The organism is Vibrio sp. B1-2, assembly GCF_963888445.1.
Classification (GTDB): Bacteria; Pseudomonadota; Gammaproteobacteria; order Enterobacterales; family Vibrionaceae; genus Vibrio; species Vibrio anguillarum.
Window position 1 is genome coordinate 181,821 of record NZ_CAWPJH010000040.1, and the last position, 20,177, is coordinate 201,997.

The following is a 20,177-nucleotide window of genomic DNA, read 5'->3' on the forward strand; positions in this document are numbered from 1 at the left end:
TATCTACGGTTGTGTGGGCGGCAAAGGGTACTGAGTACTGAGCGTTGTAATCGTAATGGTGTAATTCAATAACTGATTGTGGAAGCGAATATCGCCCTTCATCGAGAAGGGATGTTGATAATCAATAACAATCACTGTTTCACCCAGTTCATTGATGAGTGTTCGTCTATTCTCATCATCAATGATTTGCCACTTTACCTTATTTAACGGGGCTTCCCAAGCATTTCGCGGCCAGAGCGTGATCATCAGGTTAAAGAGTATCTGTTCGGGCTTCGGCAAGGTGTTTTCTAAGCCATTGAGTACGCTGGTTTCAATAGTATCTTGCTGATAATTGAGCGATAAAATCCTCGTTCCCCAAGATGAAAACCCTGCCAGCACAATCTTGTCATCGGTCACCTGCAACTGGACCGGAAGCTGTTGGTTATGCTGGCCGTTATCATCTTGCCAATGGGCGCTGATCAACTGACTTGCCGTGACTTGGTACCCAAGTTGCGCAGGTTTGGGCAGAGTAACGAATGTGTTGGGGCTAATTTCTACCTGCGTGGAGGCTTGGTTTGGCACTAAAGAGCAGCCAGATAACATCAGTAACAGCAAGGGCAGCGCACGGCGTATTCTCATCATCATAGTTTTTCCTCATGCGCTTTCATGGCGGCAGGTTGTGATTTGATCGCCATTGGTGAAAGCAACCAAGCAACGAAAATGCCGCTCAGTACCGTCAAACCAAAACTGTGGATGGCGTGAGTTTGGCTAAGAGCAAGCAGACCAAACGAGAGCAAAGTCGTTAGTGCCGAAAGGGTTATGGCAAGCAAGGTACTGTGACTGCGGGCTTGTTCGGCAAAAAAGAGCGTGTAATCAATACCGATACCTATCACTAATACCAGTGCTAATAGATTGAATAAATTGAGCGTAGAGCCTGTTGCGACGGTGACGGCTAACCCAGCGATGCAAGCAATCAGCGAAGGTAACATAATGCGAATGCTATGTTTCACGCCGTAGCGCCAAATAGTGAGAGCGCTGATCAAGGTCAGAGCCAGCGCAATTAACTCCATCACTTTAAGGCGATACTGCCCAAACAGGATTGAGATCTCTTCGGTTTTATTCAAATAGGCGTAGTCGCTATTTTTCGCCGCAAACTGCTTAATTACTGCTGCTTGGTAAACCTCTTTCAACAGCACTACCGCCGCCACTTTTTGCTCAACTTCACCTAAATAAAGAAAGCGCAGCGGTTGGGAAACATCATGGGCTAAATAATGCACCAGTGTCATGGGCAAAAATGACGCTTCAAGTTTAGGAACCGAAGATAGTTTCAGCGTTTGAGCCAGTACTGCGCCTTGGTTTGCGTACAGCGCTTCAACCAGTGCGTAGTTTTCTTGCTGACGCTTAAGCGAGCTGATGTTTTGGCTTAAACTTTGGTAGCCAGAAAGTACGCCTTGTTGTTGCCATTGTGAAAATTGCGTATCTAATTTTTCTAACTGCTGCATTAATGCTTCATCATCGTTGGCACTGACGACCAACATTTGCTGTGATGATTGAATACCAGTCAAGGCGCTGATTTGCAGCTCTTGCTGTTTCAAGTCGCTAGGCATGGCTTGTAATTGTCGAATGTCATCGTTGTAGTGCACTTGCGTCAGGGCAAGACTGCTGATGATCAATAACGCCGTGGGTAGGCCCCATTTAACCCATGGCTTTTGCCAAAGCGCAAACCATAAAGACCAATAAGTGATGCCGGGAAGCGTTCTCGATGAACTTGGTTTTTTGGCCAAAATCGGATACCAAGCCACGACCGTCGCGTAAGCGGCAACGAGACCTAAGGCGGAAAATAGCGCTAGCTGTTGTAAGCCGGGGAAAGGGGCGACCAGTAGACCGAGATAGCCAATTAAACTGGTGATTAACCCTAAGGTAATGGCCGTCAGAATATGCTTTAGTCCTTGCACGCTGTCCCATTGTTCATTTGCGGCAAGGCGATCGGTCAGGTAGTGAAAGGCGTAGTCGATTGAAACGCCAATCAGGCTGGCCCCAAACACTAAGCTAAACAGATGGATCTGACCAAAAAACGCGGTGGTGATCACCATGGCAACCACTAACCCAACGGATACCGAGAGCAGTGCCAACAGTAAAGGCATGGCACTGCGAAAAACCAGCATCACCAACAGCACAATGCCGAGTAATGAGAAAAGGCCAATAGTGCTGATTTCTGACTTGGCACTTTGAGTACCAAAATCGGCGTAAAATAAAACACCAGTGTGATAAATGTCCGCACTAAATTGTTGCTTGATGCGTTGTTGCCATTGAGCAATATCGGGCACCACTTGTTGCGCTTTGAAACTGTATGGTGAGTCGTTGAGCTGCGCGGTGATCAGCACGTATTTTTGGCCTTGATACTCGCGGGTTAAGTATCCATCTTGCAAACGAAAATGAGACGATAGCTGGCTAAGTTGTGCTAAGTAGTCGCGAAATAGCAGAAAAGGGTCGTGACTGAGCTCTTGCCCTGTTACCCCAGAAAAAGGGTTATATAGGGCTTGCACCACCGCTTGCACTTGTTGTTCGGGATGTTGACTGAGCTGATTGCGTTGCTCGTTGGTGAGCAGTTGTGCTCGATGTTGAAAGTAGTAACTGGCCCAAGCGCTCTGTTGAGTGGCATCGATTTTCCCAACCACATCCTTGAAATAGCCACTCTGCTTGAGCTCGCTTTCTAGCGCTGTAACGGATTTGAGCCGGTCAGCCTCATTGGGCGCAGTGACAATAAAGACCACCTTATCGCTCATACTGGCAGTGACTTTTTCAAACGCTTGCTCGGCGAGCACACTTTGCTGGTTGACTGGCAGTAGCTTAAGGATATCCGTCTCGATCGGTGAAGCCGCCGAAAAGACCCACTGCTTGAGTAGTAAGCCAAGACAAAGGGTCACAAAAGCCAACCAGAACAATGCCAGCCGGTTCGATTTAGAAGTTAAACTGTGCTTGCTCAGCATGGGTTAAACGCTCTGGCTGGTGGTTTTGGTTAGTAAACTGAATCTCGGTTTTGTCGCCTCGTACTTCTTGCAGGATCAAACCATCAATGTCATCTCGCCCCGTTAATGTTATCGAGGTAAACACCGAGCTCAGTGGCGCATTTCTCGGCGTTAAATTTAACTGCCACTGGCCATCTTCGCTGTGCAGCGTCATCGTAAATTGTTCATTCAATTGCTGCGTGTCGCCATGAAATACCGACAAAAAGAGATGGCTGAAATAAAACGCCATTGGGTTCTCTTTTTCGGTAATCACCTGTGGTGGTTGGTTAGCAAAAGTTTGGCGAAGCTTGTCTTGGGTTAGCACCAAATTAACTGGAAATGGTGAGTTTTGTTGCCAAAGTAAGCCATTTTGTTTATCGAGCAAGAATTTCCCGGCTGACGACAGTGGTTGTTCGAACATCTCAATATGGCGGAGTTGAGTAAACTCTCCGCGTACGATCTGGTGTTTCGCCAACTGCGCTTGCAGTGAAGCGAGGTCGGTCACTTGTGCCCAGAGTAGGGGCGAAAATAGGGCTAAAGTTAGCCATAGAAAACGGCGCATCATAATTTCCCGTAGGTATGCCAGTGCTGCACTTTGTCGGTAAATAGCGTTGGGGAAGCGAAACACATCTCTTGCGTGTCGATGCGAACCGCTACTTGAGTGGTGTGCGCTTTACACATTCGTTGCCCGGTCTGGCTATCAAAAATCATGTAGTCAACACGCAAGCGATTTTCCCATTCTGTCAAGGTCGCTTTGACACGAATCGTATGGTTGAACGGGATCGCTTTCACGTACTTCACGTGGGTATCAATCACCGGCCATAGGTAGCCCGACTGAGTCATCGCGTGATAGCTGTAATCAATTTTTTCCATCAGCACGCGGCGTGCTTCTTCAAAAAAACGAAAATAATTGCCGTGGTAGATAACGCCCATTGGGTCGGCATCTTGAAACGAGGTGACTAAAGTCACCTCACTTTCCAATGGATGAAGTACATCGCTCATCGCGCTTCCTAGTAAAGTGTCCAGTGGCGTTGTTGAATGCGGCTAATAAAGTGGCGCAAATCATGTTCTAGCGGACGATCTTCCACCACAAAATCAAAATCTTGTAACACGGCTAAGCGCATCTGCTTGATATTGTGACTCATGTGTTGCTCATCCAGCTCATGATGACGTTTGCGCAATTCTATTGCTTGGGTCGCTGCTAGCAGCGAGGCGGCCGCCACTTGTTCTGTCAGTTCAAGCACACGTAGACAATCACGTGCGGCAATGGTTCCCATGCTGACTTTGTCTTGGTTGTGACACTCAGTCGAACGTGAAAAAACGCTGGCAGGCATGGTATGTTTCAAGGCTTCGGCCGTCCACGCTGAAATACCAATCTGCACGGCTTTAAAGCCGTGGTTGATCGGTTTTCTTTCGCCTTCTGCGCCAGTTAAGTTAAAAGGCAAACCGTTGTTGAATTTGTAATCCATCAATTGCGCCATTTGGCGATCGAGCAAATCGGCTAGGTTAGCAACCTGTGTTTTTAAGGTATCCATTGCCATGGCAATGTGGCCGCCGTAAAAATGGCCGCCGTGCAGTACGCGTTCATTATCGCCATCGATGATGGGGTTGTCGTTGGCACTGTTGAGCTCATTTTCAATCAGTTGACGTAGCCACGGCAGTGCATCTTGTACGGTGCCAATCACATGGGGTGCGCAGCGCAATGAATAGCGATCTTGCAGGCGATCACTGTTGCGAGGTGGGCGCTCTGCTTGTAAGTCATCGCGTAGCCATGCTGCGATTTGTTGCTGACCAGGATGCGGCTTGACGGCAAATAGTGCGGCATCAAAATGGAAGTCGTTACCCTGAATAGCGACAGACACCATGGCGGTAATTTTGGTGCAGAGTTGAGTTAAATACTCGGCGCGTTTATAGGCTAAACAGGCCAAAGCAGTCATGACTGATGTGCCGTTCATCAGCGCTAATCCCTCTTTTGGTTTTAGCTTGATCGGGCGAATACCCAGTTCGTTAAACACATCTTGAGTTGGGCGCATCTCACCTTTATAAAGCACGTCGCGCTCACCAATCAGTGTGGCCGCGAGGTAGGAGAGTGGCGTTAAATCGCCGCTTGCCCCGACCGAACCTTCTTGTGGAATACGAGGGGCGATATCGTGGTTGATCAAGGTGATGATTTGGTTAAGCAGTTCATGGCTCACACCAGAGACACCTTGCGCTAGTGAACACAAGCGTGTTGCTAATACTGCGCGAGATTGCTGATGGCTTAATACCTCGCCTAAGCCACAGCCGTGAAAGCGAGTCAAATGCAGTGGTAATTGGTCTACTAGATTCGGCGGAATGGCAACGGTACATGAATCACCATAGCCGGTGGTTACACCGTAAATCACGCCTTCTTCTTTTAAAAGTCGTTCTAGAAAAGCGACGCCGCGATCAATTTTAGCGGTGAATTCCGCTGAAGAATTGAGGTCGGCCTGCGCGCCTTGCGAAATCGCGACAACATCTTCAATGGTGAGGCGATCGACGCCAAAAGTTATGCGGTTATCTGTCTGAATCATCATGCTGCTGTTTACTTAGAGTCCAAAAGTTGAAAAAGTTATACCACTGCAGTGGAGCTTGCAGTGTGTAATGTTCCAGCCGATCAGCGTAGCGTTGTACTACCTGCGCTAGCGCCGCTTGTCGCTCTTTTCTCGGTAAATCTATGTTGTCGCTAAAGTGCTCGAAATAGACGTTAAAATGTGGAGTTTTAGAACGTTCGTCTCTTAAGCCAAACAAAAGGTAGACGGGAGCTTTCAACACCGAGGCCAACATAAAAGGGCCTTGTGGAAACGGTGCGGGTTGGCCTAAAAAATCGGCCCATACGGCTCGGGTCTCTTTGCTGGTGGACGTTCTATCTCCGACGATCACCACCCATTCTCCTTGCTCTATTTTCTGTTGAAGCAAAATAGCGGTATCGGGGCCCAAACGGCTCACTTGAATGAGGTTCAGTTCTGAGTTGGGATTGATCGCTTTCATTACCGCATTGAAGCGTTCGGCGTGCTCGGTGAAGACTAACGCATTGATCTTAATATGAGAATGCCGACGTCCCAGAGCGCGGCACAGTTCAATATTTCCAAGGTGAGATCCTAAAAGAAGCACACCTTGTTTTCGTTTTGCTAAAGTTTGGAACGATTCTTGACCATGGATGGTCAAATTTTTTACCGAAAAATCGCCTTTCCATGCCGCCAATTTATCCAGCATAGTGTGGCCAAAAGAGAGCAGATGGTTATAGCTAGAGAGATGATTTGGCAGCGTGATTTGGCGACGGTTTGCGTAGCTTTGTAAGTGCTGTAAATACTGTTCAGAGGCTTGGCGAGCTTGTTTTCCGGTAAGGTAGTAATAGCTCATTACAAGTTTCAGCATCAGGTTAAAAATTGGCCGCCCGAGTAGGCTATATACCGCCAGTAACGCTTTAATACCCAGAATCGTTCCTCGTTCTTGACGCTTTGACCAGTGCTGGTTTGGCTCTGCACCACTTTTGTTGTGCCTGCTTTGGTTGCGTTTCAGCAGTTGAGGAATACGCGGTAACATGCCAAAAAATAATTTGCTGTGCATCCAACTGATTTTGACGTTATCCCATAGTGCATCGAAATGAGAGACGCCTCCTTCAGGATAAATGACGCGGGTTTCCACAAAATCGATATCGACCCCGTGCCAATACATGCGAACTAAGATTTCGATATCGAAATCCATGCGCGTGCCGATCTTATGGTTATTGAGCACCTCAACGGTGAGGTCTACAGGATACGCGCGAAAACCACACATACTGTCTTTGATCGTAAAGGATAGCGTTTCAATCCAAACCCAAATATGCGTTGCGTAACGGCCATATAAACGCGCTTTGGGTACGCTGTCATCATAAATCGGCTGACCAGAAATTAGGTGGTTTGGATGTTGCTTTGACGCGGCCAGTAATTTAGGCAGCGCTTGTAAATCATGTTGGCCATCGGCATCAATTTGGATGACGTGGCTAAACCCCAACTGCTGCGCTTGGCGAATGCCAGCCATTACCGCGCCACCTTTTCCTTGGTTTTGTTCTAGGGTAATTAGGTGAACATGTGTTTGCTGGGCGACGTTGCTCAACGCCTGTTTTGTTTGCTGATTGCTGCCATCATCAACCAGTAAAATGGGAAGTTCAAATGCGCTGAGTGATGAGACAACTTCTGCTACTGTGCTGCCGTGGTTGTAGCACGGAATTAAAAAACAAGCTTGATAATCAGCCACAGATTTCACCCAACTTCATTTTTCCTGATGAGTGAATGATGTTTAAACCCTCGCGCTGTGAACTATAACTAAACGCGAGTTTCTGTTTTTCCTCATCCCAACTTAATGCCAGTTGAACGGTCATGTCTGGCAAGATAGGTTCTTGGAATTTGATCACTTCCATACCTTGAAAGCTTGTGGGTACAGATAAGTATTCTCGTGCATAGCGCAGTGCCCAATCGATTTGGGTAACGCCTGGCAGCAATGGGAAATGCTTAAAGTGTCCTGAAAAATCAATGATGTCGGCGTCAACGCGCAGCGTCAAATTCACCGTGTGAGGCTGAGTTTCAGCACATAATAATATGGGTGTTCTTTTGGCCATAATCTATTGGGCTTCGTTATTTTTATGGTTGGAATAGTGTTTCTAGTTCAGCAACAAGGCGCTTACCTTGGCTATTGAGTGGGATCTCTTTTACCACTCTAAAGCGTCGAGGTACAGCAATAGGTTCTAGCCATTGGCGCAGTTCAGAACGCAGCAACAGCCAGAACTTTCCCTTTCCAAGTTGAGCTAATTTTTCAGTGCCGCAGGCTGACAGTACAATAGCTGAGATTAAGATCAAACGTTCACCGTCTTGCTGTGGTAACACGGCTGTTTCACTGATCCACGGCAGTTGTTCAATACGCTGTTCCACTTCAACCAGTGAGATCCGTTTTTCTTCGATTTTGATAATGCGATCGGTGCGACCTTTCAAGGTAAAGTGCCGTTGGTCGGAAAACTCACATTCATCGGCTGTTTGATACCAATGATTCGGATCAATGTGTGCAGAACGCAAGGCTAAGCAGTTCTCGCTGTTAAGTCTTGCTTCAACAGTAGGAAAAAGCTGCCATTGCTGTGTTGCACTGTGCTGTTGCCGAAAAGCGATGCCGCCAGTTTCCGTACTGCCATACACTTCGATAGGTCGTTGCCCAAACAGGGTTTTTGCATGACAAGAAGCAGAGTAGGGAAGCGGGCCACCGGAAGAAAACAGTGTGCGCAGTGGGCTTGGTTGGTGCTCTTGTGATAAGCGTTTCAATAGCGCAGGGCTACTGATCAGCACAGTGTCCGGATGCGTATGTGCGGTCACTTGTTCTGGAAATTCCAAGTTATGGCGGGCAAATGCTCGCCCTGCACACAGTGGCCATAACACACGAAATAGCAGCCCATAAATATGTTGATGAGAAACCGTACTTTCCACTTTTGCACCAATGAGCTGTTCGCCCCAAAGCTGTTCTAAAATGGCAATTTCAGCTTCAAGCTGCCGCAGTGTTTTGATGATAGCCTTAGGCTGACCGCTGGAGCCTGACGTAAACAGCGTCACGGTTTGTGTCTCTAATGAAAGTGGTGCAAAACAAACGGCTTCATCGCGCATGTCGTTGGGTAGCGCTAAATGGTTAAGAGAGAGAGTTGGCGTAGAATTGGGTATTGTTATTGCCTCATCACACAGCAACAACTCAAAGTGTTGGCTCAGTTCTGCCAGTGCCGCAGGTTGATAATTACCGGGCAGAATTAATGATTTTTGCGTGTAACAGACGGCGAAAAAACCGACTGAGAACCGATAGCTATCGCCAGCACACAGTGCAATATGATGTTCATTTCGCGACGCTAATTGCCGGCTTAGTTGGCTGACATCGGCGACAAAGTTTGCCCAGTTAATGGTGTTATTGAGGTCAAAAGCAACACAATGCGAATCGTTTCTTGGTGAGGAGAGTAACGTTGCAAGCGAGCAAAAATCGGGGTTGCCGAAAGTCATAGCGTACCTAGCCTTTGCGAATCCTTTGTCTTACTAGCCATTCCGTTACAAAGAGGCTGCCAGCAAGGAGATAACTGATCAATCCGTTATACAACGTCCAGATCTCGATAGATTGGAAGCAGGTATAAAGTGCGATGGCTCCATTCATGATGAAGTAGAGGCACCACACTTTAGTGACCGTGCGTGTGTACTCAATGCCACTTTGAGGAAGTTCAGGCTCTTGCAGTCTCGCCAGCCGTTCAATCACTGTTTGCGGTTGCGTTAGGCTCAAGGCAAAAAGAGCCAAAAGACATACATTAACCACAACAGGGTAAAACAGTAGCCAACCATGCTGCTGAAAGAGCATCCCCAAAGTCACCAAAGTGATACCAACGAACCCACTAAGCCAAGCCAGTTGCTTCAGTTCTTGAAGCTTGGCTTGCCAACCAGAAAGAATTCTTAAAGCGAAAATAGCGGCTAAGAAGCCCCCTATAGCTTGCAAACCAAACTGATTAATCCCGAAGTAGACCGCGAGTGGGTAGGTAAGCAGGACGATTGCAGACAAAATCGTCAGCAATCGCCGCATTAGCTTTCCTTAACAAGTTCAATAACCGATTCCACCACATCATTGACGGTGCGAACGGCTTTAAACTCTTCAGGCTTGATTTTTTTGCCAGTCACTTTTTGTAAGTGAACGACAAGATCTACAGCATCAATACTGTCGAGATCGAGATCTTGATAAAGGTGAGCATCTGGTTGAATATCGGCTTCATCAATTTCAAATAGTTCAACGAGAGCTTCTTTAACTTGATCAAATACTTGTTGTTGGTTTACTTCTGTCATAACGCTATCTATTTATTAGTGGCTAGTTTGAGATGAAATATAATTTGCTAAGTTTGCCACTGATGCAAAGTGTTGGCGAGTATTGGAGTCATCAGCGTCAATGACGATATTATACTTCTTTTTAATGGCCAAACCGAGCTCTAAAGCATCGATAGAATCTAAACCTAACCCATCACCAAAAAGTGGTGCGTCAGTTTCGATATCGTTAACTGAGATATCTTCAAGATTTAGTGCGTCGATAATGAGCTGTTTTATTTCTGTGTGTAGTATTTCCACTTCAACCTACTTATATAATGTTCTAGCCGTTTTGAACAAAACCTTGATATACACTTCCCACTTAAAGTTGTAGCGGTATTGGCTACATTCGTTCACCCCAACCATATCGTTATCTATACGGATGGGGACTTACTCACTTTCCGCTTCGCTGCAACTGACGTTATTTGGGTTGATAACTTCAATAGTTTTGTCATTTCTGGTTATTGTTTTGGGGGAAAATCACCTCTGCAAGGTGGCGATTTAAACGTCGTGCTGCAGTGGTGGGGTTATCAGCACCTTCAATAAAAGGTGTGACGACAACTTTACCCTTTATCTCCACATGGAAAAAGGGTTTGGTTTTAGGAACTTGGTACCACTTTTGCTCTTTTGTGAGAAAACTCGGAGAAACGGTAATATGTGCGATGCGTAAGTCTCTTTGAGTTCGGATTGCGATTTGCGCCGCACCGCGCTGCAATTTGGATTTAACACCGGGTGTGGTTCGCGTGCCTTCAGGGAAAATCAATAATACGTTTCCGCGGCTCATGCGTTCCTCGCACACATTTAACAAATCATCAGGTGTTTCATTGGGGATATAGCCTGCGGCTTGAACAATCCGTTTCATAAAAGGATTGGCCCAGATAGCTGACTTAACCAAGCAATCGCACTGATGAAGTTGTGATGCAATGAGAACATAATCAATTAAGCTTGGATGATTGGCGATAATAAGGCAGCTTTTATCCTGTTTTAATAGTTCTGCGTTGGTTATTTTATAGTCGATGGCACCTGTTAATTTCATCAACTTACAAAATATATTGAATGAGTTTTGGATTGATTTTTGAACTTTATATTCTCGACGATCTGTTTGCGATGAAAATAATGCAATCAGTGGGATAATAATAAAACTCAGCGTTAATCCGCCTAAACCAAATATAAAAAAACAAAAACCTGTAGCAGCAATACGCCAGTAGCGGTTGAACTCTAACATTTTCGTTGCCATTTCCAAGCGCTTTGCGAGCCCTCAATGATCCATTCAGATTTTTCTGACAAATAGTGGTGAAGAAACGACAATGCTTGCGGCTGTTGTGGCTTGGTATCAGACATCTGCATAGAGAGCGTAAAATTTGAACCGTGAGACAGGGTTAACCCTAAGGCATAGCCTTGAAATTGCCACTCTTCGTATTGTTGGTAGTCGCTAGGTAATGGCTCATCAAAATCAACCAACAGCACTTTGTGACTAGGGTGTTCATTTAAATAGAGCCAAGCTTCTAATATGGCACTTTGAAATGTGTTTTGTGCTGCTGCAATCGAGGTTAACGGGATCGGTTGTTTTGAAGCGATGGTTGCTAGGCCTGCCGCTGTATTATGAACAGATTGTGAAAACGCCATTGGTGAGGCTTCTTCGCCAATCAATATCGACTTCACGATTTCAACGCTACGATGAAGCTCGCCATGACGACATGAAAACACCATGTAATCAATACGTTGTGATTCTATAGCAGTCAGTGCAGTCTGCACGGCTAATTTGCTCAAACTACTCATTCTGCGGCGCATCATAGGAGGAATATGGTCTGTGTTGAGCGTATTATCGTCAGGCCAAATCTCTTCTCTTGCCCAATTTTGCCAATCAGAAGGGTGAGATAAGCCTGCAGAATTTGCAACCCAAGTATCAATATTTAACGTGATTATTTGCTGTTGATTTGACATAAGATATTGCATTGTTTTTGATAGGGTTAAATACTATGGCACAAGATTATTCTTCGCAACTATAAACGTTTGTATCCTTGACTTAAATATTGATTTTTAAGAATTGAGTCGAACTTAGATTAAGTGTTTGGATATTGTTCACAAATTAAAGTTAGGTTTTAATGTGTTAAATCAAAAAATAGATCCTTATAACGCTTTAGAGGCAAAAACCGAAGCTCAAAAATTATCTTTTGCCCCCATCGTTTTTCATACGGCGCGTACATTACGTGACTTAGGCATACTGGCTGCATTAGACAATGCTGGCGAAAAAGGTTTAAACGCAGAACAAATTGCTCAAGAAACGAGCGTGTCAGAGTATGGCGTTAAAGTATTACTCGATATGGCCATCAGTGCCCACATTGTTTTATGGGATAAACCGAATTATTCGTTGGCTAATCTAGGCATTTTTTTGCTGCATGATGGGATGACGCAAGCCAATATGGATTTCACGGCAGACGTTTGTTATGCCGCCATGATGCACTTAACCGAATCGATCACCGAAGGCAAGCCTGCTGGTCTGAAAGAACTCGGCGATTGGGATACCATCTACCAAGGTTTATCGCGTTTGCCCCAGCAAGCTAAAGACAGTTGGTTCAAATTCGATCACTTCTATTCCGATCGTTCTTTTCCTATTTTGCTGAAAGAAGTGTTTCGTAAAAAACCGAAACATTTGGTCGATATTGGTGGCAATACGGGTAAATGGGCACTGCAATGTTGTCACTATGATTCAGACGTTGAAGTGACGATTGTGGATCTGCCACAACAGTTGGAAATGGCGATGGCTAACGCGCAGCAACAAGGTTTTACGCAGCGTATTCATCCTTTTCCAGCTAACATGCTCGATAAAGAACAACCGTTACCAAAAAATGCGGACGTGTGGTGGATGAGCCAGTTTTTAGACTGTTTTTCGCCAATGGAAATTTTGAGTATTTTAAAACGCGTTCGTGCCAATCTTTCTGCATATTCGACGGTTTATATTTTGGAACTGTTCTGGGATTCACAGAAGTACGATGCGGCTTCTTATAGCCTCAATGCCACCTCTTTGTATTTTACCTGCCTTGCAAATGGTAATAGTCGCTTCTATCGCAGCGAAGATTTCTTAGAAATCGTTCAAGCAGCAGGATTACAGGTGATCAAACGAACCGACAATATTGGCCTTGGCCACACCTTGTTAGAGCTAAAAGCCCAAGCTTAATTAAAATCGATGCGAGTCAATTCATGAATAAAGAGATAACTCAAGTTGTTATCATTGGTGCGGGCCCTTCGGGTTCGACTGCCGCGGCATTGCTCCATGCGCAAAACATACGCGTGTTGGTTATCGAAAAAGCACTTTTCCCACGCTTTTCTATTGGCGAAAGCTTATTACCTGCTTGTATGGAAGTGATAGAAGCGGCGGGAATGTTACCTGATGTTATGCGTGCGGGTTTTCAATATAAAAATGGTGCTGCCTTTCGAAAAAATGGTGTATACGCTCAGTTTGATTTTACCGACAAATATTCGAATGGGCCGGGAACCACTTTTCAGGTACAGCGAAGTCAATTTGATAAAGTATTAGCGGACTCTGCTGTTAAGCAAGGGGTTGAAATTCGTTATCAACATCAACTGACGAATATCGAATTTGAAGAGAATAAATCACAATTATTGGTGACGGATCAACACGGCATAACGTATCAAATTGAAGCCGACTTCGTGCTGGATGCCAGTGGCTTTGGCCGAGTATTGCCTAAGTTACTCGACTTGGAAGAGCCATCGTGTTTACCTCCGAGAAAAGCCATCTTTACCCATATCATTGATCATATCTCCCCTGAACAACCAGACTACGACCGAAACAAGATACTGATCTCCGTCCATCCGCGTAATCCTGACGTATGGTACTGGCTCATTCCTTTTTCTAACGGCACATGTTCATTAGGTGTTGTCGGTGAACCGTCGTTTTTTGACGGCTATCCAAGTGATAAAATTGCGGCGATCCAGCAGTTGGTGAATGAAATGCCTGAGCTGGCAGAACTGCTTTCGAAGTCCGAATACCCTAATCCTGCTGGTGAGCTAGGCGGCTATTCTGCAAATGTTAAGCAGTTGGCCACGGTAAATTATGCTTTATTAGGCAATGCTGGTGAATTTTTAGACCCGGTGTTTTCATCAGGTGTAACGATAGCCATGAAATCGGCTCAGTTAGCGGTGTCTTGTGTTGTACGCCAACTAAAAAAAGAAAGTGTAGATTGGCAGCAAGAGTATTCTCAGCCATTAATGGTCGGAGTGGATACGTTCCGCACTTATGTGGAAGGTTGGTACAACGGCATGTTACAAGAGGTGATTTTTTACCAAACGCCCAATCCAAGAATAAAGCAGATGATTTGCTCTATTCTTGCAGGATATGCTTGGGATCGTAGTAATCCTTATGTCGCTGAGCATCAACGACGCTTATCAAGTTTAGCTGAAATTATTCGTACTTCATCTCATTAATAATATCCGCACCGAAATTATGTTTTGGTGCGGATATGCATCTCACATTCTAATTTTATGGGTTTATTCTCTTGTAAGATTATTCCTACACTACATTAACGTGTTGATAAATATGTATTTTAACCAGTTTTGTTCTGATGCCCTATTCTTGGCAATGACGAGCAGGATCGTTAAACTAGTTGGATATTGGAATCAATATCACGAGAATGAATTTGTTACGTATCTACTTGCTGTTAATTTTAGCAATTAACTTACTTTTTAATACTGTTTATGCCGCCGATTATTTATCAGATTCGGAACGTACCTATTTAAAAGCAAAAAAAGTCATTGTAATGGGTGTATTGTCTGAACCTTGGCTACCTTATTGGGGCGGCATTGAGAATACAATCGGTATTCAACATGATTATGCGGTAGGGATAGGAAAAGAGCTTGATGTCAAAATTGAATATCGTAGCTATCAATCGATAACTGATCTTGTTGCTGCTGTGCATGGTGGTGATGTGGATTTTGCTATTGGTTTTAGCAAAACAAAAGAGAGAGAAAAAAACATTTTATTCAGTTTGCCACTCTATAATAACCTACGAGTGATTTGGCTAAGGGACAAAAAATTAAATCAGCAAGATATGCATCATTTGAAATGGGTTTGCGTACAAGGTTCATCTTATTGTGAAACATTAGAGCAGAGCCATTACCCACACATATTACTAGCACAAAGTTTCTTAGAATCAGCAGAAATGATGAAGCAAGGTTTAGCCGATGCAACGATAACCAACTATATATCACTCAACCATTATATCAGCCCTAATTCTGGATATGACGGTGAGATTATTGCAGATGGTCGATTAGGTGTCGAAATAAATAGAATCATTTTGCCGATGGGAAATAATGAATTAAAAAACATTTTTGATAAACTCATTCTTGCTGAAGCAACAGGAAATACAGCTAATAAGATAGACTCGACTAATATTTATTTTTTGAATAATAAAGACAGCCTAAAATTATTAAGTCAAGAAAATAGCAATCAAATTGTCAGATACACCATAGAAGAAGATATATATCCACTCTCTTATTGTGATGAGGGTGATAATCAGGTGAAGGGATATGTCCATGATTTACTCAAGCTCATTGAGTCAAAAAGCTTTCTTAAATTTCAGTATGTGCCGGCCAATGGTAGAGATATTAGACAAATGCTTATCGATAATGAAGTCGATTTATTGCCTTCATTAAATGTCGATGACATCGATAATCGTGATTTTATAGCGACCCCACCTTACACTAATTTGCAATTTGGTTATGTGGTCACTAAAAAGCCTTTTCAACAGAAAAAATTAGCGATATTAGATCGTACTGGTTACTTATATAGCCACTTAAAAATCTATGAAGATAATAAAAAAGTTAAAGTTTATAGAGATCTTAAAAAGGTTATTCTAGATTTAAAATCAGGTAAGATAACTCATGCCTTAATGAATCAAGATATTATAAATCAGCAAATGGCATATCTTGGTGATAAATTCTTGATACTTCCCGCAATAGATAATGAAGGTTACTCTATTAATATCGGTATGGTCTTTCGAAAGGACGAGTCGATATTGTCTGAAATGCTCAGCCGATCTTTAACTATGGTAACTGAGTCTGAGATTAATGCACTAAAATCACTCCATAAGAAAGTGAATGTGAATTATGGTTATGATAAGCAGCAAGTTATAATCTATTCTTTGATTGCAATGTGTATTTTTTTGTTTTTATTATTATTTGGAATAATTATATTTTATAAGTTGAAAAGTTCCTTAAAATACAGTCAAATCAGTTCAAAACTTTCAGAAGTTCAAGTGCAATGGCTGACAGATTTGCTCGATAAAATACCCAGCATGATCTTCATTTCAGATGTGAATGGGAAAGTAGTGTTATCTAACCGTTCATATAAGCAATGTAGCAAGGCTTCTCTAATTAGTGATGATGTGAATTGCCTCATATGTACTGGCATCGGATCTGTCGATCTGTCGAATAAACACTATCAGATTGATGAGAAATATTATGTCATTAATCATGAATCGATTGCGCATCCCAAGAGTGGGGATACTCATTACTTGACCGTTTGCAGTGATATCACAGAACTCAAGCTCTCAGAATTAGCATTACGTGATTCTAACAATAAGGCACTAGAAGCTGTAGATGCGAGGAATCATTTTTTAGCTGTAATGAGTCATGAGCTTAGAACGCCAATTGCGGCCATGCTAGGGTTGATGGAGATTTTATCAACTCGAATTAAAAACGATGAGAGCCGTTTGTTATTGACGAATGCAATTCGTTCTGCCGAGAGAATTAAGCACCATGTCCATGAGATTTTAGATTTTTCAAAAATGGAAGCTCAGCAATTACAATTAGATATACGCCAGCATAATATTTTAGAAGAGTTATGTCCCACCATTAGAAGCTTTGAAGCGAGTGCTAAGTTGAAAGGCGTTGAGTTCGTTGTTGATTGGGTGCCAACAGCTATTATTTACGCAAAGTTTGATGCATTACGCTTAAATCAGGTTCTTACCAATGTATTAGCCAATGCTGTTAAATTCACTACGGCAGGTACGGTTTCCATCCACGTTGAATTGACGGAAGAACAGATAGTCTTTGCCGTAAAAGATACGGGGTGCGGAATGAATGAAGCGCACTTGGATTCGTTATTTAAGCCATTTATGCAAGCGGATAAAACCATTACTCGCCAATATGGCGGTACTGGGCTTGGTATGTCAATAGTATCGAATTTAGTCAATCTAATGGATGGTCATATTACGGTTTCCAGTACGCTGAATGAGGGGACTCAAGTAACGATAATGCTTCCCATTTGTGGTGAGCCTTTGTCTGAACCGTTGAGTCAACGTAACTACCGTTGCACTAATGAACGCATTATCGAGTGGCTGAAGTGTTGGCAGGTTTCGGTGAGTCAAGGTGGGGTATCCTTGGTCGATTTTGACGCGATAATGACCAAAAAACATCTCTATCCTGACCTGCTTATTGATAAGATAAAAGATAGTGAGCAAGTGCTGGTTCAACCGAAAAAAATGAAACTTTGCGGGCATGTTTTGGTGGTTGATGATGACGCTATTAACCGTTTGTTATTAAAAAAACAGCTGCATGAACTTGGTGTACAAGCAACCATCGTTGGTGATGGAGAAGAGGCATGCCATCTTTTACAAAGCGAAGACAGCCAGTTCGATTTACTACTAACGGACTGCCATATGCCTAAAATGGATGGTTTCGCTTTAGCAAGATTTGTTAAAAATCATATTCCGCAAGAGAGATATAAGGTGGTTATCGGTTGTACGGCGGAAGACTCACGGTTGATTGCAGAGAAGGCTTACCAGTCTGGTATGGAACACGTGTTGTATAAACCCTATTCGTTGGCGTCGCTGTATACTATGTTGAGTGGTTATCTTTCTATGTATCCTTTAGTAAATGTTGACTCAAAAAGCTGGCTTGAGAGCTTTTTACCGGGTGAAAAAAGTGAAATTGCTTCTGTTGTGGCAGAATCTTTAGCGGCCGAGGTCGATAGACTCGAAAAGCATGATTCTGATTACAAAATGATAGCCCATCGTGTTAAAGGCTCTGCTGGAGCGCTTCAACTGGATTATCTCGCGAGTCTTGCGGTTAGCTTGGAGCGCGAATTAGAACCACAAGCTGTTGTATCTGCAAAACAACGACTGATAATGGAAATGAAAATCGTGATTACACAAGCACAAGAATGGTTAGATAAACAGCAACGAGTAGATGACGAATGAACATTTTGATTGTCGAAGATGATCGAATTCAAGCCACGAGTTTGAAACTGAAACTCAGACAACTTGGATTGAATAATGTCGATATTGCAGCAAATGGACACCAAGCGTTGGCTTTATGCTTGCGCAAAGAGATATCGCTGGTTTTTTGTGATATTCATATGCCGGAAATGGACGGAGTTACGCTTTTGTCGATGCTTGGGGATAAACATCCTTCACTCGGAATTATTATATTGAGTGCTGTTGACGATGCCGTGTTAGACCTTACTTATAACATGTGCTGTTTAGCGAGCTTTAATTTTGTCGATGTTTTGCGAAAACCCTATTCTATTGAGCAACTTGAAATCGTGATTCATGCGTTTCATGTGAAGTGTGAACAACAGGCCGCAAGCATTACGCCTATCTCATTAGGGTACAAAGAGATAGAAACAGCATTCAGTGAAGATTGGTTATTCAATTACTATCAACCTCAGTTTGATTTTAAAACGGGTGCCATGGTTGGAGTCGAGGCACTTGTCCGACTAGATCACCCAGTTCATGGTGTATTAAGCCCTGCGCATTTTCTGCCTCTTATTGAAGAGCTGAATTTGATGGATAAGCTGTTTTTAATTGTTTTGGATAAAGCATTATCGGCTTTAGGCAGTTTGTCAGCCGATCTCCAGTTATCAATCAATATCTCCCAGAGTAATTTACAACAGCTGATCTGTGACCCTATTCTTACTCTCTGTCACAAATACGCGTTTCCCACTGATAAACTCACGCTCGAGCTGACGGAAGATCATGTCTATAACGGTACGACAGCATCACTGGCTAATCTTGCGCGTTTAAGAATGCATGGTGTTGGTTTATCCATTGATGATTTTGGCACAGGCTACGCCTCTCTAAGTCAGCTCTCGAAATTACCCTTTACAGAACTTAAAGTAGATCAAAGCTTTGTCCGCGATCTCTCCACCAATTATAAAAACCAGCAACTCACCAACATGTGCTTATTGCTAGCGCAATCCTTAGGCTTGCATTGTGTTGTCGAAGGTGTGGAGGACGAAGATACTTGGCAATATTTACGTCATTTAGGCGTGGATACTTGTCAAGGTTATTATTCGGCGATGCCGATGCCGATTGGCGATCTCGCTGAACTGTATAGCAAAAATATCAGCAAGCAGTTAAGCCATCAAAGTATTGAAGATGGTGTGTATTGCTTATTAGTTGGAGAAAATTCGACTAGCGCTAATGCCCTAAGAAAAATGTTGATGAGAGAAAAACGCGTTACGCAGGTGGTCGTTGCCAGTGATCTCGCTTGCGCTGTAAAGAGATTGCGTGATTTACCTTTTAATTTAGTGGTTGTGGATAGCTACTGCAGTAAAGACGCTAGTTTGCAGTTGCATCAGCATATTGAATCGATGAATTTTAAGGGAAGACTTATTTTTCTCAATGAATATCATGAAGCAATATCTGCAGAACTTGCACATGCGCGCCACATTGTGAAATCAGCTGCATTGACTGACACCATTCAGAGCATAATGGGGGAGGTTGGGCGAACAGTTAATTTTCAACCTAGTTTTCGACTCAATGAAAGACTATCCAGCAGAGAGTTGAGTGTGGCAAATTTGTTGATTCAAGGTTTGACCAATAAGCAGATAGCTAATCAACTGGATATTAATCAGAAAACAGTCAGTACTTACAAAGCGAGAATTCAAAGTAAATTGGGCATTCGTTCGGCCATGGAGCTGATTCGTTACATTGAGCTCGATCATCTTAGTGCCAGTTTGAGCATCGCTTAAACTGAATGTCGATTTGCGTAAGCATTAGATTACACTTTTCGGTGAAAGTGTTTATTTATTATTACCAATCAACACGTTGTTAATTTATTGTTAATCGATTTTAGTGACACTCTTCACGGATTTTATTTTCAGATGGCAGGATTATCCCTTTAAGTTAGATCTAACGTAACTAAGATGTTAAAAAAAGGCTGATTTTCCAGTGAAACGTGCTGAAAATGTACTCAACACTAGATGATTTAGCACTATGGTCTGACCAGATGGCGCTTGGTAACTTTAATTCACTGAGTTTGAGTTAATTGTTGGGCTATTTATCTATTCCATTAGGTAAACCAT

17 protein-coding genes are annotated in these 20,177 nt (G+C 43.4%); 4 read left to right on the forward strand and 13 right to left on the reverse strand.

All coding sequences use genetic code 11. From position 1 onward, the window contains the following. Window positions 1-3: 3 nt before the first annotated feature. The 13 genes from AACQ75_RS12425 to AACQ75_RS12485 all read right to left on the reverse strand — a co-directional run bounded on the left by AACQ75_RS12425 (window position 4) and on the right by AACQ75_RS12485 (window position 11,806). A complete protein-coding gene (locus tag AACQ75_RS12425; RefSeq protein WP_170888737.1) occupies window positions 4-624 on the reverse strand; it encodes a DUF3261 domain-containing protein in 621 nt (206 codons plus the stop codon). Next, entirely contained in the window at window positions 621-2,969 is a 2,349-nt protein-coding gene (locus AACQ75_RS12430) for an MMPL family transporter (RefSeq protein ID WP_170888738.1), read from the reverse strand. Before AACQ75_RS12430 ends, AACQ75_RS12425 begins: the two co-directional genes overlap by 4 nt. After that, on the reverse strand, window positions 2,941-3,552 hold the full coding sequence (locus AACQ75_RS12435; protein ID WP_017048106.1) for a LolA family protein: 612 nt from the start codon (window positions 3,550-3,552) through the stop codon (window positions 2,941-2,943). The genes AACQ75_RS12430 and AACQ75_RS12435 overlap by 29 nt, the downstream gene beginning before the upstream one ends. Next, on the reverse strand, window positions 3,549-3,989 hold the full coding sequence (locus tag AACQ75_RS12440) for an acyl-CoA thioesterase (protein WP_017050416.1): 441 nt from the start codon (window positions 3,987-3,989) through the stop codon (window positions 3,549-3,551). The genes AACQ75_RS12435 and AACQ75_RS12440 overlap by 4 nt, the downstream gene beginning before the upstream one ends. Before the next feature lie 8 nt (window positions 3,990-3,997). Continuing rightward, window positions 3,998-5,542, reverse strand: a complete 1,545-nt coding sequence (locus AACQ75_RS12445; protein WP_170888739.1) for an HAL/PAL/TAL family ammonia-lyase — start codon at window positions 5,540-5,542, stop codon at window positions 3,998-4,000. After that, the gene (locus tag AACQ75_RS12450; RefSeq protein ID WP_170888740.1) at window positions 5,523-7,253 is read right to left on the reverse strand and encodes an LpxL/LpxP family acyltransferase; all 1,731 of its coding nucleotides are present in this window, start codon (window positions 7,251-7,253) and stop codon (window positions 5,523-5,525) included. Before AACQ75_RS12450 ends, AACQ75_RS12445 begins: the two co-directional genes overlap by 20 nt. Next, complete coding sequence (locus AACQ75_RS12455; RefSeq protein WP_170888741.1) at window positions 7,237-7,605, reverse strand: ApeI family dehydratase; 369 nt, start codon at window positions 7,603-7,605, stop codon at window positions 7,237-7,239. The genes AACQ75_RS12450 and AACQ75_RS12455 overlap by 17 nt, the downstream gene beginning before the upstream one ends. 22 nt (window positions 7,606-7,627) lie before the next feature. Continuing rightward, a complete protein-coding gene (locus AACQ75_RS12460; protein ID WP_170888742.1) occupies window positions 7,628-9,013 on the reverse strand; it encodes an AMP-binding protein in 1,386 nt (461 codons plus the stop codon). A gap of 7 nt (window positions 9,014-9,020) precedes the next feature. Further along, window positions 9,021-9,578 (reverse strand): hypothetical protein, encoded by a 558-nt coding sequence (locus AACQ75_RS12465; protein WP_017045147.1) that lies wholly within the window; start codon window positions 9,576-9,578, stop codon window positions 9,021-9,023. After that, entirely contained in the window at window positions 9,578-9,835 is a 258-nt protein-coding gene (locus AACQ75_RS12470) for an acyl carrier protein (RefSeq protein ID WP_017045148.1), read from the reverse strand. The genes AACQ75_RS12465 and AACQ75_RS12470 overlap by 1 nt, the downstream gene beginning before the upstream one ends. Window positions 9,836-9,850: 15 nt before the next feature. Next, complete coding sequence (locus tag AACQ75_RS12475) at window positions 9,851-10,111, reverse strand: phosphopantetheine-binding protein (RefSeq protein WP_019282451.1); 261 nt, start codon at window positions 10,109-10,111, stop codon at window positions 9,851-9,853. A 190-nt stretch (window positions 10,112-10,301) separates the two neighbouring features. Next, window positions 10,302-11,075 carry a lysophospholipid acyltransferase family protein gene (locus tag AACQ75_RS12480; protein WP_170888802.1) on the reverse strand — a complete coding sequence of 258 codons (774 nt, stop codon included), beginning with the start codon at window positions 11,073-11,075 and terminating at the stop codon, window positions 10,302-10,304. Continuing rightward, on the reverse strand, window positions 11,069-11,806 hold the full coding sequence (locus AACQ75_RS12485; protein ID WP_094123644.1) for a beta-ketoacyl synthase chain length factor: 738 nt from the start codon (window positions 11,804-11,806) through the stop codon (window positions 11,069-11,071). Before AACQ75_RS12485 ends, AACQ75_RS12480 begins: the two co-directional genes overlap by 7 nt. 115 nt (window positions 11,807-11,921) lie before the next feature. Here AACQ75_RS12485 and AACQ75_RS12490 point away from each other — a divergent pair, with 115 nt between their 5' ends. From AACQ75_RS12490 to AACQ75_RS12505, 4 genes are all read left to right on the forward strand, one after another. Further along, a complete protein-coding gene (locus AACQ75_RS12490) occupies window positions 11,922-13,028 on the forward strand; it encodes a class I SAM-dependent methyltransferase (protein ID WP_013856490.1) in 1,107 nt (368 codons plus the stop codon). Window positions 13,029-13,051: 23 nt separating this feature from the next. After that, window positions 13,052-14,296 (forward strand): NAD(P)/FAD-dependent oxidoreductase, encoded by a 1,245-nt coding sequence (locus AACQ75_RS12495; RefSeq protein WP_094144932.1) that lies wholly within the window; start codon window positions 13,052-13,054, stop codon window positions 14,294-14,296. 179 nt (window positions 14,297-14,475) lie between these two features. Then, complete coding sequence (locus AACQ75_RS12500; RefSeq protein WP_249339355.1) at window positions 14,476-18,069, forward strand: hybrid sensor histidine kinase/response regulator; 3,594 nt, start codon at window positions 14,476-14,478, stop codon at window positions 18,067-18,069. Further along, window positions 18,066-19,844 carry an EAL domain-containing protein gene (locus AACQ75_RS12505; RefSeq protein ID WP_170888743.1) on the forward strand — a complete coding sequence of 593 codons (1,779 nt, stop codon included), beginning with the start codon at window positions 18,066-18,068 and terminating at the stop codon, window positions 19,842-19,844. Before AACQ75_RS12500 ends, AACQ75_RS12505 begins: the two co-directional genes overlap by 4 nt. The last annotated feature ends 333 nt before the right edge of the window (window positions 19,845-20,177 follow it).